The following is a 15,848-nucleotide window of genomic DNA, read 5'->3' as shown; positions in this document are numbered from 1 at the left end:
TGCCTACATCACGCAAACCCAGACCGGCTCGGGAGCGGCATTTTCCGGATAAGTCCTTGAAGCCACGCGAAACTATGGTGGGGCGTGACGAACGCCGTCCTCTCTGCCGATACTTGATCGTCCGGCTCGGGAGGAGCCACCACGACGGCCAGGATTTCACGGAGGAAGACTTATGCTCGACAAGGCCCCAAGCAAGAAACTGTCCGACCTGCTCGACCAATTCGGCGGGGCGCTGGCCGCCAATGACATCGACAAGGCCGTCGGTTGTTTCCAGGAGGACTGCTATTGGCGCGACCTCGTCACCTTCACCTGGAACATCAAGACCATGGAAGGCCGCGATCAGGTCCGCGACATGCTGGAGAGCCAGTTGTCGAGGACAAAGCCGTCGCATTGGACGCTCGCCAAGGGCGAGGACGCGACCGAGAGCGGCGGGCTGATCGAGGGCTGGATCAGTTTCGAGACCGAACTTGCGCGCGGTTTTGGCCATATCAGGCTGAAGGACGGCAAGATCTGGACGCTGCTGACCACCATGGTCGAATTGAAAGGCCACGAGGAACCGGCTGGCTTCGCACGGCCGATGGGCGCCAAGCATGGCTCGGGCAAGAACCGTCCGACATGGAAGGAAGAGCGTGAGAAGGAAGCCGCCGAACTCGGCTTCAAGACGCAGCCCTACACGCTTATCATCGGCGGCGGCCAGGGCGGCATCGCGCTCGGCGCAAGGCTGCGGCAGCTCGGCGTCCCGACCATCATCGTCGAGAAGAACGAGCGGGCCGGCGACAGCTGGCGCAAGCGCTACAAGTCGCTCTGCCTGCACGACCCGGTCTGGTACGACCATCTGCCCTATATCGATTTCCCAAAGAACTGGCCGGTCTTCTCGCCCAAGGACAAGATCGGCGACTGGCTGGAAATGTACACCAAGGTGATGGAGCTGAACTACTGGTCGTCGACCGAGGCCAAGAGCGCCTCCTATGACGACAAGAAGAAGGAGTGGACCGTCGTCGTCCACCGCGACGGCAAGGACATCACCCTGAAGCCCAAGCAATTGGTGCTGGCGACCGGACAGTCCGGCAAGGCCAATCTGCCGAAATTCAAGGGCATGGAGACCTTCAAGGGTGACCAGCATCACTCCTCGAAGCACCCCGGCCCCGACGCCTATGCCGGGAAGAGAGCCGTTGTCATCGGCTCCAACAATTCCGCCCACGACATCGCGGCCGCACTTTGGGAAGCCGGCGCCGACGTCACCATGGTGCAGCGCTCGAGCACCCATATCTCCAGATCCGACACGTTGATGGAGATCGGACTGGGTTCGCTCTATTCGGAGCAGGCAGTGCAGAATGGTATCACCACAGCCAAGGCCGATCTGATTTTTGCTTCACTGCCCTACAAGATCCTGCACGAGTTCCAGATCCCGGCCTATGCCGAGATGAAGAAACGCGACGCGGCGTTCTACAAGGGACTGGAGAAGGCCGGCTTCATGCTCGACTGGGGCGACGACGAGTCCGGCCTGTTCATGAAATACCTCAGGCGCGGCTCCGGCTATTATATCGACGTCGGCGCCTCCCAGTTGGTCATCGATGGTTTGATCAAGCTGAAAAGCGGCGTCGACGTCGACGAGATCAAGCAGCATTCGGTTGTGCTCAGTGACGGATCGGAACTGCCCGCGGATCTCATCGTCTACGCCACCGGCTATGGCTCGATGAACGGCTGGGCCGCCGATCTGATATCTCGCGAAACCGCCGACAAAGTCGGCAAATGCTGGGGCCTTGGCTCCAACACCACCAAGGATCCCGGCCCCTGGGAAGGCGAGTTGCGCAACATGTGGAAGCCGACGCAGCAGGAGGCGCTGTGGTTCCATGGCGGCAATCTGCACCAGTCGCGCCACTATTCGCAGTTCCTGTCGCTGCAGCTGAAAGCCAGGCACGCCGGACTGCCGACACCAGTCTACGGGCTGCAGAAGGTGCACCACAAGGGATAGCCGGCAAGCTCGGGAGGCCTTCCGCCATCCCGCATCGGCAATGAGAAAAGTGTGCCCCGCGCGGCATGTCCGCCGCGCGGGGTTTCGTTTCAGTCGCGCAGCGACACGCCCTTCGCCTTGGCCCAACGCTCGAGGATCTTGCGCTCGTCCGGGGTAGCCAGACGATTGCCGAAACCGCGCACCTGGACCGCCCGGTGCTGCGGATCGAGCTCGATCGTCAGCAAGCGCTCGATCTTGCCGAGCGCCTTGCGCCGCAGCGCCCAGATCGAGGCATAGCCGGCAATGCATTTGGTCGCATAGGACGACACGCAATGATGCATCGCCCTCGACTCGGCAACGAGGTCCTCCGCCGTCTTCAACTGGCGGATGGAGAACCACTCGCCATGCGCCTTCGCCTCCTTCGGCGGCGGAGCCCATTCCCAGTCCTGCAGGCGCGAGCCGGCCCATGCGTTGTTCTGCACCGGTGCGCCGACGGCGGGTTGAGCCCGCGCGGCGGCACGCCGGCGCATCGCCTCGATGCGTTCGATCGCGGCAAGATCGCGATGCCAGTCCGACATCTGCCGGTTCAGCGAGGCAAGCGTGCGGCCCTTCAACCTATACGCCTTGTCGCGCCGATGCATGGCGGCCATGTAGTCGCTGAGGTCGTCGATCTCCTCCTTCGAGGCAGGGTGCTCGCAGAAGAAGCGCGCCACCTCGCGCCAGAAAGCCAGATCGCCGCGCGGCGTGCGCGCGATTTTCGTGCGCGCAAGTCGCCCAGCCAGCCCGCAATCCTCGGTGTAGGACCGCGCGATCGCAAACCAGAACGCCTCGTCGAAGGCAAAGTCGCCGGCCACGTTGAGGAAGCAATGCACCTCCTTACGCGACAGCCACGCATTGGCGCCCGCCTTGTAGAGCGAGTTGCCGCCCGCAGCCGCGATGTACCACGTCTTGCGCAGCTTTATCTCAGCGGCATCGAGCCCCGAACCGTCAAGCCAGATCGCTTCGAGCGCAGCCGGGACCGGGTAGAGGGCAAAGAGATGACGTGCTGCCGCCAGCCGCAAACGCGCGGGGTCACGCGTCTTCAGCTTCGGACGCCACAACCTGCCATCGCGAACCGCCGTGCCGAAGCCGCGGTGTGCTTCCTCGAGCGCCCGCTCGAAATCCGGAGCGGGACGCGGCATGGCGGAAACCCGCCGCAGCGATGCTTGATATGCTTCAGTGCGTAGGCGCTCGGCGTCCTGCCTGCGCTGGATCATGGACCTGGCCATGGCCGTTCTTCCCGATTGGAACCCTGTCAGCCGCACGCAAATCCAGCGCCGGCACGGAATGTGTCGATCTGGGTTGGCGTGACATTTGACAGGTCTCCTCTGGAGATGACGGTTGGAATGGGCGGGCTCTAGGCTCACAGACAGGTTGGAGCAAGAGACATTCTTCCAATGTTTACAATGGCATGAGGGAGTGTTGCAAAGCCGCATCTCAGGCCTTCAGGCAGCCGCGATCGTCGGCCGGGAGCCTGTCGGCGCCCACCATCTCGTTGATATCAGCGGCATCGAAGCAGCCACGGACAACGACCGCGACGCATGACAGCGTTGCGGTCGTCAGATCGTCAGGAAATCGGAATCCGCTATGGCGCGGGTCAGCCGGTCCGACCGCCGTGGAGGCGCGAAATGCGTGAACAAATTCTCATCTTCGCCTCCTTCAAATCTGCGGCCAATACAGTGCGGCAGACAAAATTGACGCCGCAGGTTGGTCGCGGCTAATACACCGACACTGACATCGCGGCAAGACGGCGACCGGTAGCGGGACGAAGCTCACGCTAATGCGGTCTCGTTACACCTCATGTACTACAATTTTGTGCGCATCCATGCCACGTTGCACATGTTGTGTTGATCGAGGCTAAGAGAGCCGAAAGCGGATGATTCGCGGTCTCCACAAGAAGCATGTTAACTAGTTTCGAGGTGCCGCGTGTCAAGCATAACTCTATCAGTGCTCTTGGTTGCGTTTGGCCTACAGGCATTGGGATACACCGGCACGTGCACTCAAGGCGCCAACGGTCCTTTCATCACAGGAGCTTTTCTAAGCTCACCGCTCCTCCTCGCCTGCGTTGTTCTCGTTAGCATTAACCTCTTGGGGATTCTAAGAGGACGCTCCAGATCAATGACCGTTCTCAATCGCATCGCAGGGTACGCGGTGGTATTATTGTCATTATTTTTAATATACTTTAATCGTGAGGTTATTTACTATACTTTAGTCATAGGCATAGGACCTTGTGGCGATCTCGACTTAGAATACCCTGGCACTTATGACGTCAGGGACCTGGTGGTCGGCCTCGCATTCGGATTCCTACCAGCGCTTGTTGCAGCAATGGCGCTTACAGTCATATTAAGCGACTATTGGCTTCGACGAGTTTCAAACTGATCCACTACCCGGCGACCATGCTTGGCCTCGGCAGGCTCGACCGAACATGCAGCAGCAAGCCGGCCAGGCTCGCCTCGGGGTGCGGCCGGCATCGGTGCGCGAGCGCCTACGGAGCGACAATTCTCCGGCTGGCACGCAGTCACTACGCTTTTGCCGTCGAAACGGAAACACATGGACTGCCTCCCGGCAAGGCTGCGATCAGGGGCGATTAGCGAAATCGTGCACGACGCGCTGCAGCAGCGGCACGTAGTCGCGAAACGCTCGGGTCTTCATGTTGGCGATCTTGCCGCCCTCGTCCCAGATGCGGACCCGCACCGCTTCCTCGTGGAACGGGTTCTTGCGGAACTCGGCTACTTCGCCGGCGCTCATCGGTCCGCCCTGCAATGACAATGTATGGACCGAAGCCTGCGACAGCTTGGAGAAATAGGTCGGGTCGGTGGCGCAGAGATAGCGCTTGGCCGCGACATGCAGCCTGACGCATTCGACGATGACGGGCGGGAAGAACGGCGCCAGCACCTCGCCGCCGGCCTCGTCATGATGCTTGTCCTCGACATCGTCGGGCGAATAGGTGCCGAACTCGCTGGTGTAGTGGCCGATATCGTGCAGCAGCGCGGCCGCTACCAGCGCGTCGGGCGCACCGTCCTGCTCCGCCAGCCATGCCCCCTGCAGCATGTGCTCGGACATCGTCACCGGCTCGCCAAGATAGGATTCCGCGCCCCGGCGCTCGAAAATGTCGGCGATGAATTCGACGATGTTGTCAGCGTTCAAATCCTGGCCGCTCATTCCGCGGCCTCCTTGAAGCTGTGTTCGATCGCGGCGAGCGTCGACAGCAGGCCGTCCTTGTCGGCGTAACAGCCTTGCAGCCAGCGCTTGCCGGTGCCCGAGAATGCCTTGCGGGCATGCATGACGCGGGTGTTGTCGACGATGAAGGCTTGGCCCGCTTCCAGCTTGAACGTCACTTCGAAGGAGGGATCCTCGATCAGTTCGGCGAACCGGCGATAGGCGGCATAATAGGCGTCCATATCGGCGAAGGGCACGTCGACGACAGGTGCCAGCGAGCGGTTGTTGAAGCGGATGCAGATCAGCTCGCCATCCGGTCCGAGCTCGATCATCGGGCGCTTCGCCTGCAGCCGCACGCCGGATGAACCGGCATATTCAAAACGCGCCGGACAGGAACTCAACAGGCGGAAACCTTCGGGGTTTTCGGCCTGCAGCGCGGCCGCCACGGCAAAACCGTCGACCACGCTCGACTCGCCACCCTCCACCGTATTCTCGATGCAGGACAGGATCTGCAGCGTCGGCACCGGATCGCGATAGGGATTGTCAGTATGCGCCTGGAGGCCGAGATTGGTGTAAGCGAGATTGTTCGGATTGACCTCGGCGCGCACTTCGAACCAGCGGCCGTAATTGGTCTCCCTGATATAGCCGAACAGGTCGGAGACCTTGCACAGCGCCCCGGATTCGGCCGGCAGCCCGTCCATCACCGCAAAGCCATAGGTTCTCACCGCCGAAAGCCATTCGCGCAGGACGCCGCGGCTGTGAGAGGCCGCCGCGTATCTGGCGCGCGGCACCGAATTCTGCATCGTCGCCTTGGTCCAGCGCTGGACGATATCGCCCGTCCAACCCGGCTCGCGAGGCTCGTCGCGATCATAGGCGTTGGCACTCAGCCATTGCGTGGGAAAGCTGACGGTTTTTCCTTCCGGCACGAAGCTGACTTCCAGCGCGCCGTCCTTGATCGCGGCCGCGCCGATCCTCGTCCCGGCCGGAATGTCGAGGATGGTGATCAGCCGCTGGCCATTGCCGGCGCTGCGCGTCTTGTCGTCGAGCGCATTGTCGCGCAGCCACATGGCGTGAAAGCGGGTGCGCCTCCCGCCTTGCCAGCCAAGTTCGATTGTTCTGCCTTCGTCGCCAATCAGCGCGTGGGTGAGCATGGAGATCCGTTCCCGTCCTCTACGCCCCGCGGCCCGATCCGCAGGGTTTCGATTGCATGTTGGCCGCGCGGAAGGCATAACTCAAATTATCATTTTTTGGCCAAAGACCATAAATCTCTAATGCCTCGAAAACCCATTCCCGCTCTGCCTCCCCTCGACTGGCTGCGCAGTTTCGAGGCGGCGGCGCGGCTGTCAAATTTCACGGCGGCAGCGGCCGAACTCGGCCTGACCCAGGCCGCCGTCAGCCAGCATATCCGGCTGCTCGAGGAACGATTGAAGACCCGTCTGTTCTCGCGGCTGGCGCGTGGCGTCGCGCTTTCGCCGGAAGGTGCGGCCTACCTGCCGCACATCCAGTCGGCCTTTGCCACCATCTCCAGCAGCACGACGGAACTGTTCGAGCCGCGCGCCGTGCAGACCGTGTCGATCCGGGTACCGATCTCCTTCGCCCTACTGATACTGGTCCCGGCGCTGCCCGACCTCGCCGCGGCGCTGCCCCGCATCCAGCTCGATCTGGTGACCATCCATCGGCCGACCGACTATGATTTGCCGGGTTCCGCGCTCGACATCCGCTTCGGCAACGGGTTCTTTCCCGGACGCGAGGCCGACAGGCTGACCGCCGAGCGGCTCGTGCCGGTGGCAAGTCCGGCCCTTGCCGGGGCCGCCGATTGGACAGCCCTGCCGCTGCTTCTGGTCGCCGGCGCGCGCGAAATGTGGGCGGAATGGTTCGCCGCCGCCGGACTGGCCGGCCACCCTCAACGGTCGCACCGCTTCGACAGCTTCGTCGCCGCGATGGAAGCCGCGAGTGCCGGGGCCGGCGTGCTTCTGGGGTCGCGGCCACTTATCGACGTGGCACTCGAGACCAGGACCCTGGTGCCGCTTTCCAATTTCGAACTCTCCAGCACCTCGGGCCATTTGCTGACCAAAGCGTCGACCGCGCGCCTGACCAGTGCCGAACAGGATTTTCGCCAGTGGCTGCTGAGGTATCTCTCCAGTGAGGCCTCGGCCTGAGCGGCGCGGACTATCGCGACGTCACACCGATGCGCTTCCAGTAGATCAGCGTGCCGGTCAGCCCGCCATGCGGTTTCAGCGCATAGTCCGGTATTTCGCCGGCCAGGGTGAAACCGAGTTTTTCGTAGAGGCCCGAGGCGCCCTCTTCCGTCGCCGTATCCAGCACCAGCAGCGTGCGCCCCTTCTCGACGGCAAGACGCTCGGCGGCCCGCATCAGCCGCGTTCCGACGCCCCTGCCCCGGTAATCAAGACGTGTCATCAGCTTGGCGATCTCGGCCCGGTGCGGCTGGTTGGGCGGAAGGTCGAGTAGCAGCGTGACGGTGCCGACCAAGACCTTGCCATCCCAGGCGCCGAGTACCACCCTTTCGCCTTTTGCCGCCGCGGCCAGAGATCGTTCCCAGAATGCGTTTGCCGCTTCCGGCGCCAGCGGATGCATGAAGCTGACCGAACCGCCGGCGGCAACCGTTTCGACCAGCAGGTCAGCCAGCATCGCCCGCGTTTCCGCACTTGCGCTGAGCGCTCCGATTTCGATGGAATTCATGGCCAGTCCTCTGGAAACGATGAATGGGCTCAGTCGAGATGCCGCACGCGCCGCCGCTTGCGCGCGGCCTTGATGGCGCTGATGCGCTCGGTGTCTTCTTCCCTGAGATGCCGCCCACGCTCCAGGATCTCGAGCGTGTATTCCTCATAGGTCAGGCCGAGCCGCTCGGCCTTGTCCATGCGCATCAGCATGATTTCGCGGCTCGGCGCTTTCCATGCCTTGGCGTGCGCGGCCTGCCAGGCCAGGAAGAGGTAAGGATCGCCCTTGCCCCAGGGCGGTCCCTTGTACTCGTCAAGAGGCGGCCCCCCATTGTGGGAGCGTTTTGGCCGTCTCGCCATGATCTCAGCCCCTGACCAGCGCGACGAGATAGTCGGCGCCCGCCTCCGGGGCATGGAAGGTGCAGTCCGACGGCGCGCCGAGCGCCAGGCAATCGCCGGGCTCCATCCTGTGCACCACATCGCCCTCGGTGAAGTCGAGCCGTCCGGAAATCAGCCAGATCTGCTGCTTGATGAAGGCGTAGGAGGCCGCCGGCAGGCTGACCCTGGCGCCCGCGGGCAGATGCACCTTGATCAGTTCGAGCGGCATGTCGCTGGCCGGTGACAAATGCCGCCTGACATAGCCGGTATCGGGATCGCGCCACACCGGCTGGTCGGCCGCGCGCAGCAGCCCGCCGCCTTGCAATTCGGCCCGCGCGATGAGGGTCGACAGCGTCATGCCGAAGGCCGCCGCGATGCGCACCAGAAGGGTCGCCGTCGGGCTGGTCATGCCGCGCTCGATCGTGCTCAGCATCGCTTTGGAAACGCCGGACCGCTCGGCGAGCTCGGCCAGCGACCAGTCCCGCATGGTCCTTTCGGTGTGGATCCGTCTGCCGATGGTCGAGGAGATGTCGTTCGCTATATCATCCATTCGTCCATTATAGCGAAAGGCTGGGATTGGAGAAGAGCCATTTCGCGACAATTTTCGCCAGGCACTTAATCCTCTCTACACCATCCGACCTCATCCGACCTTAACCCCACTCCTGTAGGGTCCGATCTCCAGGGAAATGGGGATTGGCCAGTCCATGTACGTCGAACGCGAAGCTTCCGTCGGAGAACCGACATCGCAGGAGCGCCGCAACGCAGAGCAGAACGACCGGCGCATCCTGGGCAATGTCGTGCAATGCGACGGCGCGCGTGCCACCATCAGCGCCTATGCCGACGATGTCGACGGCGCGGTGACCGGCCTCTGGACGGTCGGCAAGATGATCTCGATCAATCTGGGCACGACGCGAACCGTCGGCCTGGTCTATGGCATTGGCAAATCGGACCGCGCCTGGAGCAGTGAGGGCCAGAACGCCATCGAGGTCAGCATCGAGCTGATCGGCGAAGTCCGTGATGGTCCCGAGCCCGGCGCCAAGCCGGTCTTCGACCGCGGCATCACCACCTATCCGCATATCGGCGCGGTCGCGCACCGCATCCGCAGCCGTGACCTGCAGGCGGTCTATGATCTGGCCGGCCGCCATTCCATCACCATCGGCTCGCTGTCGCAGGACGAAGCGATCGCTGCCAACATCGCCATCGACGACACGCTGGCGCGCCATTTCGCCATTGTCGGCACCACGGGTGTCGGCAAATCCACAGCCGTTTCGCTGCTGCTGCGCAAGTCGATCGAGGCGCGCCCCGATCTGCGCATCCTGATCCTCGACCCGCACAACGAGTTCGCGAACTCGTTGCCTGAATATTGCGTCAAGGTCGATTCCAAGACACTCGACCTGCCGTTCTGGATGTTCAAGCTCGAGGAATTCGCCGAGGTGCTGTTTCGCGGTCGTGAGACCGACCCGGAAGAGATCGACGCTCTACGCGACCTCATTCCGCTCGCCAAGAACCTCTACCGCAACCCGAATTCGGGCGCCTATCTCAGGCGCGGCAACGATGCGCTGACCGCCGATACGCCGGTGCCTTACCGCATCGTCGACCTGCTCAAGCAGATCGACGAGCGCATGGGCATGCTCGAGAGCAAGAACGAGCGCCCGACGCTAAAATCGCTGAAGACGCGCATCGAATCGGCGGCCGCCGATCCACGCTACCGCTTCATGTTCAGTTCGCGTCTGATCGAGGACACCATCCACGAAACGATCGGCAACATTTTTCGCGTGCCGCATCACGGCCGGCCGGTGACCTGCTTCGAGATGGCCGGCATGCCTTCCGAAGTGGTCAATTCCGTCTGTTCGGTGCTGGCGCGCCTGGCCTTCGATCTCGCTCTGTGGAGCGAGGGCAAGCTGCAACTGCTGTTGCTGTGCGAGGAAGCGCATCGCTACATGCCGGCCGATCCGCGTCTCGGCTTCGCGCCGACCAGGCACGCTCTGTCGCGCATCGCCAAGGAAGGCCGCAAATATGGCTGCTATCTCGGCGTCGTCACCCAGCGTCCGGGCGAGCTCGACCCGACCATCCTGTCGCAATGCTCGACCTTCTTTGCTATGCGGCTCGCCAACGAGCAGGACCAGGCGATCATCCGCTCGGCCATCGCCGACTCGTCCGCCTCCACGCTTGCCTTCCTGTCGTCCATGGGCCAGCGCGAAGCCATCGCCTTCGGCGAAGGCGTGGCGACGACCATGCGGCTGAAGTTCGAAAGATTGCCCAGCCACCTGCTTCCCGGCACCTCCAAGCGCGAAGAGGCCATTTCGTCGAAAAGCGGCGATGATGTCGATCTGGTGGCGATCGTCGAGCGGCTGCGCAACGTGCCGAAACCGACACCGCAGGCGATGGCCTTCGCCGAAGTGGTCGATTCCGGCCGCCAGGCCGGCGACCCTGACTACCGCAAGCCGGCAACCGCCCGCGTGGCGTCGGACGACGATTTCGATATGCGCTACGGCCTGAAACCCGCCACCTTCGGCCTGCGCCCTCAGAACGATTAGGCCTACAGCTCCCTGACGACCGACTTGGGAAGCCGCACCAAGCTTCCAAGGCTCCACATCGCCGAACCAGCTTGGGTAAATCCCGAAAGGGAATTCATCAGGCCGGATTGAATGGCGTGGTTTTCGAGAAGCCGGAGCGGAGCGGACATTCAGTCCGTGAGCACCGGAAGTCGAGAAAGCCGCGTCAGGCAACCGGCCTCATGAATCCTTCTTCGGGATTTTAGGCGCAGACGCGGTTGCGGCCCTGCCTCTTGGCTTCATAGAGCTGGCGGTCGGCGCGGCGGTAGAATTCCTCGGCCGTTTCCTTGCGATCCCAGACGGCAAGGCCGACGCTGGTCGTGATCTTGAGCCGGATATTGCCCGAGAGGATCGACATGTTGGCGATCGCCTTGCGGATGCGCTCGGCGAATTTGGCCAGTAACTCCGCCTCCATATTGGGTGTGACCACCGCAAACTCCTCGCCGCCCAGCCGCGCCACCACGTCGTGGTAGCGTGTCATGTCCTTCAGGCAGCTGGCGACGGCCTTGAGCACCTCGTCGCCGACATCGTGGCCGTGCGTGTCGTTGACCTGCTTGAAATGGTCGAGATCGAGGATCATCAGCCCAACCGGCTTTTCGATGCGCCGGAACTCTTCCAGATATTCCTTGAGCGCATCGTCGAAATAGCGCCGGTTCTGCATGCCGGTCAGGCCATCGGTCAGGGCGGCGTGCTCGAGCGTTTCGGAGCGGGCGCTGAGCGAGACCGTCATGGCGCGCAGCTTGCCTTCTTCCGTCGCCTGTTTGCGGATCAGCGGATAGATGAAGAAGATGCCGAAGAACAGCGCGGTCGCAAGCAGCACGCCCGTCGCGAACAGCAGCTTGTTGAGGTAGATGACCTTGTCCAGGCCCGACTGCGTATGGAGTTCCGTGGCGAAGGATTGCAACAGTCCATAGGCGTGCAGCGTCACCAGGCCAGCGGCCAGGATCACGAAAATAAAGACGAAAAAAGCGGATTCCGCCTTATGGAAACGCATCTGCTCCCCAATGGAAAAGTGCCCATCGACCTTATGGCACGGACCGCCTTACGGAGCGTTAATCCCGGCAACCTCGGCGCGAACCTTTCCATCATGGTCAACTTTTTTAGTTGCATTAGCAACAAGTGTTTGGATCGTGGTTTCGAGATCGTCACCCGGGCGCAATCTCTGCCATTCCGGCCCCAGCTGATGGCGAAACCAGGTCGCCTGCCGCTTGGCATATTGCCGGGTCGCGATCTTGGCGCGTTCGATCGCCTCGGGAAAGCTCAACTGTCCGGCCATCGCGGCCTGCAGGTCGCGAACGCCGATCGCCTTCATCGCCGGCAGATCCGGATCGAGGCCAAGGGCCGCAAGTTGCCTGACTTCCTCCAGCGCGCCCTTGTCGAGCATCTGGTCGAAGCGCCTTTCGATGCGATCTACCAGCGCTGCGCGATCCGGCTCGATGACCAGGAAACGCGCCGTCTGCCTGTCGATGAGCGGCCGGCCGCGCTCTGCCTGCCAATCCAGGATCGACCGGCCGGAGGCGTCGAGCACTTCGAGCGCCCGCACGACGCGCTGGCTGTCGGTTGGCTTGAGCTGCACGGCGGCTCTCGAATCCTCGCGCAGCAGCAGAGCGTGCAGCTTGACCGCGCCTTGCTCCTTCAACTCGTAGCGCCAGCGGTCGCGGATGCGCGGCGGAATGTCGGGCATCTCCGAAATACCCTCGGCCAGCGCACGGAAATAGAGGCCGGTGCCGCCGACGAAGACTGGCCGCCGCGACAGCGTTCCGTCGTCGATGAGTTTCATCACATCGCGCAGCCACGCGCCCGTCGAATAGGCGGTACCGGGATGGACGTGGCCGTAGAGAAAATGCGGCACGCGTGTGAGGTCGGCCGCCTCCGGCCGGGCGGTTAGCACATCGAGAACTGAATAGCCCTGCATGGAATCGGTGTTGACGATGACGCCGCCCGCGCGTTCGGCCAGGTCGAGCGCCAATGCCGACTTGCCGCTGGCGGTCGGCCCGGCTATCAGGATCGCGTTCTTCACGCGGCCTTCGCCCGCATCCGCGCCGGAATTCTCGATGCCGCTCATTGCCACGCTTGTTTCCCGTCCCGCCGACCGCGCTCTGTCGCCGTCACTTGCGAATATGGCCTCGCGGTCGGTGGGCGCAAGCACTGTCGTCTGGCTGGCCGAAGGCATTGCCTGCGATCTTGCCTTGCCGCAAGAGGCTGACGCCGCCGATGTCAATGCTGCCTTGCGCGCCGCATTGGCTGGGCAACCGGTCGATGTGATCGTCCAGCAGGCCGAAACGCGCCGCAAGAAGATCCTCCTCGCCGACATGGATTCGACCATGATCGACCAGGAATGCATCGACGAACTGGCCGACGAGATCGGCGTCAAGGATCGCGTTGCCGCGATCACCGCGCGGTCGATGAATGGCGAGATCGCCTTCGAGCCGGCCCTGCGCGAACGCGTCGCGCTGTTGAAGGGGCTCGATGCCGCCGTCGTCGACCGCATCGTCGCCAATCGGCTGACATTGGCCTCGGGTGGCCTCGCGCTGGTCCAGACCATGCGCGCCAACGGCGCCTGGACGGCGCTCGTGTCGGGTGGCTTCGAAGTGTTCACGACCCGCATCGCCGCCATGCTCGGCTTTCAGGAAAACCGCGCCAATCGCCTGCTCGAACAAGACGGACGCTTCACCGGCCTGGTCGGCGAACCGATCCTCGGCCGCGCCGCCAAGGCAGACGCGCTGCTCGAAATCTCCGCACGGCTTGGCCTGACACCGGCCGACGCCATCGCCGTCGGTGATGGCGCCAACGACCTCGACATGATCCGCCTCGCCGGCACCGGTGTGGCGCTTCATGCCAAGCCTACCGTGGCGGCGCAGGCCAAGGTCCGCATCGACCACGGCGACCTCACCGCACTGCTCTATCTGCAAGGCTATCGCCAGGAAGAATTCGTCCAATGAAACCCATGCGCACCGAGCGTCTGATCCTGCGCAACTGGGAGGATCGCGATCGCAAATTGTTCCATCGGATCAATTCCGACGAACAGGTCATGGAATTCTTTCCGTTCCGCCGCGACCGGGCCGCCGCCGACGCCAAGATGGACGAATTCCGCGCCTGGATCGAAGAGGACGGCTATGGCTTCGCCGCGGCCGAGATTGCCGCGACCGGCGAATGCATCGGTTTCATCGGCCTCCTCGATACCGATCATGTGCCATCCCTGCCGGCCGGCACGATCGAGATCGGCTGGCGGCTGGCGCTCGAATTCTGGGGCAAGGGCTATGTCACCGAGGCCTCGGAAGCCTGGCTGGCCTACGGTTTCGAGACATTGGCCGTCGACGAGATCGTTTCCTTTGCCGTCGCGGAAAACCACCGCTCGACCGCCGTCATGAAACGCCTCGGCATGACGGCCGACCCATCGGCTGACTTCGACCATCCCAGCATTCCCGACAGCCATCCGGAGCTCAAGCGGCATGTGCTCTACCGGCTTTCGCGCGAGGATTGGCAGGCAAGAAAAAAGGCGGCTCGTTAGCCGCCTTTTTTGAAATCGCCGGATTGAAAATCTCAATCCATCCGGATCGTCACAAACCGCAACTCGCCGGTCTTCGACGCCAGCATCAGAAGCGCGTTCTTGCGGCCCTGCTCCTTCAGCGCGCCGATCCGGTCCATGACGTCCTTGGGCGTGGCGACCGATTCCTGCGCGATCTCCGTAATCACCTCGCCGGGCTGGATGCCGCGCTCGGCGGCGGCCGAGTCCTTGGCCACATCGGTGATGACGACGCCGGAAACATCGGCGGCAATGCTGAACTTCTTGCGCGTCTCGTCATTGAGTTCGCCGACGGTCATGCCGAGCACCGAGGCGGTCGAAACGGCCGGAGCCTTGTCGCCCTTTTGCTGATCGGTATTGCCATTCTCGCCACTGGCGAGCTTCTCACCATCCTCGAGCCGGCCGAGCGTGACCTTCACCGTCTGCTCGACACCCTTGCGCACGATCAGCACGTCGACAGCCTTGCCGACTGGGCTTTCCGCGACGACGCGCGGCAGGTCGCGCATTTCATGGATGTCCTTGCCGTCGAACTTGATGATGACGTCGCCGGCCTGGATGGTGCCGTTGTCGACCGGTCCGCCCTTGATGACGCCGGCGACCAGCGCGCCCTTGGCAGTCGCCATGCCGAGGCTCTCGGCGATGTCGTCCGTCACCGGCTGGATGCGCACGCCGAGCCAGCCGCGCCGCGTCTCGCCAAACTGGCGCAACTGGTCGACGACGCCCGAGGCAAGCTGCGAGGGAATGGAGAAGCCGATGCCGATCGAGCCGCCGGACGGCGAAATGATTGCCGTGTTGATGCCGATGACCTCGCCGGCGCTGTTGAACAGCGGTCCGCCCGAATTGCCCCGGTTGATCGCCGCATCGGTCTGGATGAAATCGTCATAGGGGCCGGAATTGATGTCGCGGTTGCGGGCCGAGACGATGCCGACCGTGACCGTGCCACCTAGGCCAAATGGATTGCCGACCGCCATCACCCAGTCGCCGACGCGCATCTTGGTGGAATCGCCGAATTTCACCGCGGTGAGCTTGTGGCCTTTCGGATCGACCTTCAGCACCGCGACGTCGGTCTTGGTATCGGTGCCGACCAGCGTCGCCTTCAGCGTCACGCCATCGGAGAAATTGACCTCGATGTCGTCGGCGTCCGCAATCACGTGGTTGTTGGTGACGACTATGCCTTGTTCGGCGTCGATGACGAAACCGGATCCCAGCGACTGCACCTTCTGCGCGCCATTGTCCTTGTCGCCGCCGCGGTTCTTGAAGAAGTCGTCGAAGAAGTCCTGGAAGGGCGAGCCTTCGGGAAGTTGCGGCATCGGGACCGCACCTGGCCCTTCCGTGCCCTTAACCGTCTGCGAGGTCGAGATGTTGACCACCGCGCCGAGCACGCCTTGCGCCAGGTCGGCCACCGAAGCAGGTCCGTCTGCCGCGAAGGTCGGCGTCACGAAGGACGGGACGGCGACAGTACCGACAAGAAGCGCTGCCGTACCGGCGATGAACGTCCGCCGTGCCGCGCGCAAAAGGAATGTGGATGTCATCGAGAAGCCTCCCGGTCTTTCTGAAAG

15 protein-coding genes are annotated in these 15,848 nt (G+C 63.0%); 6 read left to right on the top strand and 9 right to left on the bottom strand.

All coding sequences use genetic code 11. The features are described 5' to 3' along the window. Window positions 1–172 precede the first annotated feature (172 nt). On the top strand, window positions 173–1,975 hold the full coding sequence (locus AC0V8S_RS18220) for an NAD(P)-binding domain-containing protein (protein ID WP_475432675.1): 1,803 nt from the start codon (window positions 173–175) through the stop codon (window positions 1,973–1,975). Window positions 1,976–2,064: 89 nt separating this feature from the next. Here the strand turns inward: AC0V8S_RS18220 and AC0V8S_RS18215 are convergent, their stop codons facing one another. Continuing rightward, entirely contained in the window at window positions 2,065–3,222 is a 1,158-nt protein-coding gene (locus AC0V8S_RS18215) for a PcfJ domain-containing protein (RefSeq protein WP_475432674.1), read from the bottom strand. 193 nt (window positions 3,223–3,415) lie between these two features. Between AC0V8S_RS18215 and AC0V8S_RS18210 the strand changes: the two genes are divergently transcribed. Continuing rightward, window positions 3,416–3,538 (top strand): hypothetical protein, encoded by a 123-nt coding sequence (locus AC0V8S_RS18210; RefSeq protein WP_475432673.1) that lies wholly within the window; start codon window positions 3,416–3,418, stop codon window positions 3,536–3,538. Between the two features lie 1,032 nt (window positions 3,539–4,570). On the opposite strand, the gene tmpB is transcribed toward AC0V8S_RS18210, so the two are convergent. Both tmpB and tmpA read right to left on the bottom strand, forming a co-directional pair. Continuing rightward, window positions 4,571–5,155: a (R)-1-hydroxy-2-trimethylaminoethylphosphonate oxygenase gene (gene tmpB / locus AC0V8S_RS18205; protein WP_475432672.1), complete on the bottom strand. Its 585-nt coding sequence runs from the start codon at window positions 5,153–5,155 to the stop codon at window positions 4,571–4,573. Then, window positions 5,152–6,303, bottom strand: coding sequence for a 2-trimethylaminoethylphosphonate dioxygenase (gene tmpA, locus AC0V8S_RS18200; protein ID WP_475432671.1), 1,152 nt, complete (start codon window positions 6,301–6,303; stop codon window positions 5,152–5,154). The genes tmpB and tmpA overlap by 4 nt, the downstream gene beginning before the upstream one ends. A gap of 120 nt (window positions 6,304–6,423) precedes the next feature. On the opposite strand from tmpA, the gene AC0V8S_RS18195 reads away from it, so the two are divergent. Next, window positions 6,424–7,311: a LysR family transcriptional regulator gene (locus tag AC0V8S_RS18195; RefSeq protein WP_475432670.1), complete on the top strand. Its 888-nt coding sequence runs from the start codon at window positions 6,424–6,426 to the stop codon at window positions 7,309–7,311. A gap of 10 nt (window positions 7,312–7,321) precedes the next feature. On the opposite strand, the gene AC0V8S_RS18190 is transcribed toward AC0V8S_RS18195, so the two are convergent. The 3 genes from AC0V8S_RS18190 to AC0V8S_RS18180 are packed head-to-tail and all read right to left on the bottom strand — an operon-like array spanning window position 7,322 to window position 8,758. Continuing rightward, a complete protein-coding gene (locus tag AC0V8S_RS18190) occupies window positions 7,322–7,852 on the bottom strand; it encodes a GNAT family N-acetyltransferase (protein WP_475432669.1) in 531 nt (176 codons plus the stop codon). A gap of 29 nt (window positions 7,853–7,881) precedes the next feature. Beyond that, window positions 7,882–8,190, bottom strand: a complete 309-nt coding sequence (locus AC0V8S_RS18185) for a hypothetical protein (RefSeq protein WP_475432668.1) — start codon at window positions 8,188–8,190, stop codon at window positions 7,882–7,884. Window positions 8,191–8,194: 4 nt separating this feature from the next. Continuing rightward, window positions 8,195–8,758 carry a helix-turn-helix domain-containing protein gene (locus AC0V8S_RS18180; protein ID WP_475432667.1) on the bottom strand — a complete coding sequence of 188 codons (564 nt, stop codon included), beginning with the start codon at window positions 8,756–8,758 and terminating at the stop codon, window positions 8,195–8,197. Window positions 8,759–8,912: 154 nt separating this feature from the next. Here AC0V8S_RS18180 and AC0V8S_RS18175 point away from each other — a divergent pair, with 154 nt between their 5' ends. Further along, window positions 8,913–10,745 carry an ATP-binding protein gene (locus AC0V8S_RS18175; protein WP_183460668.1) on the top strand — a complete coding sequence of 611 codons (1,833 nt, stop codon included), beginning with the start codon at window positions 8,913–8,915 and terminating at the stop codon, window positions 10,743–10,745. Between the two features lie 220 nt (window positions 10,746–10,965). On the opposite strand, the gene AC0V8S_RS18170 is transcribed toward AC0V8S_RS18175, so the two are convergent. Both AC0V8S_RS18170 and miaA read right to left on the bottom strand, forming a co-directional pair. Beyond that, entirely contained in the window at window positions 10,966–11,757 is a 792-nt protein-coding gene (locus tag AC0V8S_RS18170; protein WP_095202236.1) for a GGDEF domain-containing protein, read from the bottom strand. A gap of 48 nt (window positions 11,758–11,805) precedes the next feature. After that, a complete protein-coding gene (gene miaA, locus AC0V8S_RS18165; RefSeq protein ID WP_475432666.1) occupies window positions 11,806–12,828 on the bottom strand; it encodes a tRNA (adenosine(37)-N6)-dimethylallyltransferase MiaA in 1,023 nt (340 codons plus the stop codon). Between miaA and serB the strand changes: the two genes are divergently transcribed. Both serB and AC0V8S_RS18155 read left to right on the top strand, forming a co-directional pair. Further along, window positions 12,818–13,705, top strand: a complete 888-nt coding sequence (gene serB / locus AC0V8S_RS18160; protein ID WP_183460672.1) for a phosphoserine phosphatase SerB — start codon at window positions 12,818–12,820, stop codon at window positions 13,703–13,705. The two genes, miaA and serB, sit on opposite strands and share 11 nt — an antisense overlap. Continuing rightward, window positions 13,702–14,274 carry a GNAT family N-acetyltransferase gene (locus AC0V8S_RS18155; protein WP_475432665.1) on the top strand — a complete coding sequence of 191 codons (573 nt, stop codon included), beginning with the start codon at window positions 13,702–13,704 and terminating at the stop codon, window positions 14,272–14,274. The genes serB and AC0V8S_RS18155 overlap by 4 nt, the downstream gene beginning before the upstream one ends. 32 nt (window positions 14,275–14,306) lie before the next feature. On the opposite strand, the gene AC0V8S_RS18150 is transcribed toward AC0V8S_RS18155, so the two are convergent. Further along, window positions 14,307–15,821 (bottom strand): DegQ family serine endoprotease, encoded by a 1,515-nt coding sequence (locus tag AC0V8S_RS18150; RefSeq protein WP_183460676.1) that lies wholly within the window; start codon window positions 15,819–15,821, stop codon window positions 14,307–14,309. Window positions 15,822–15,848 lie beyond the last annotated feature (27 nt).

Source organism: Mesorhizobium oxytropidicola, from assembly GCF_056174625.1.
Note: the sequence above shows the minus strand (reverse complement) of the source record. Positions and strands in the feature narration are given on the sequence as shown.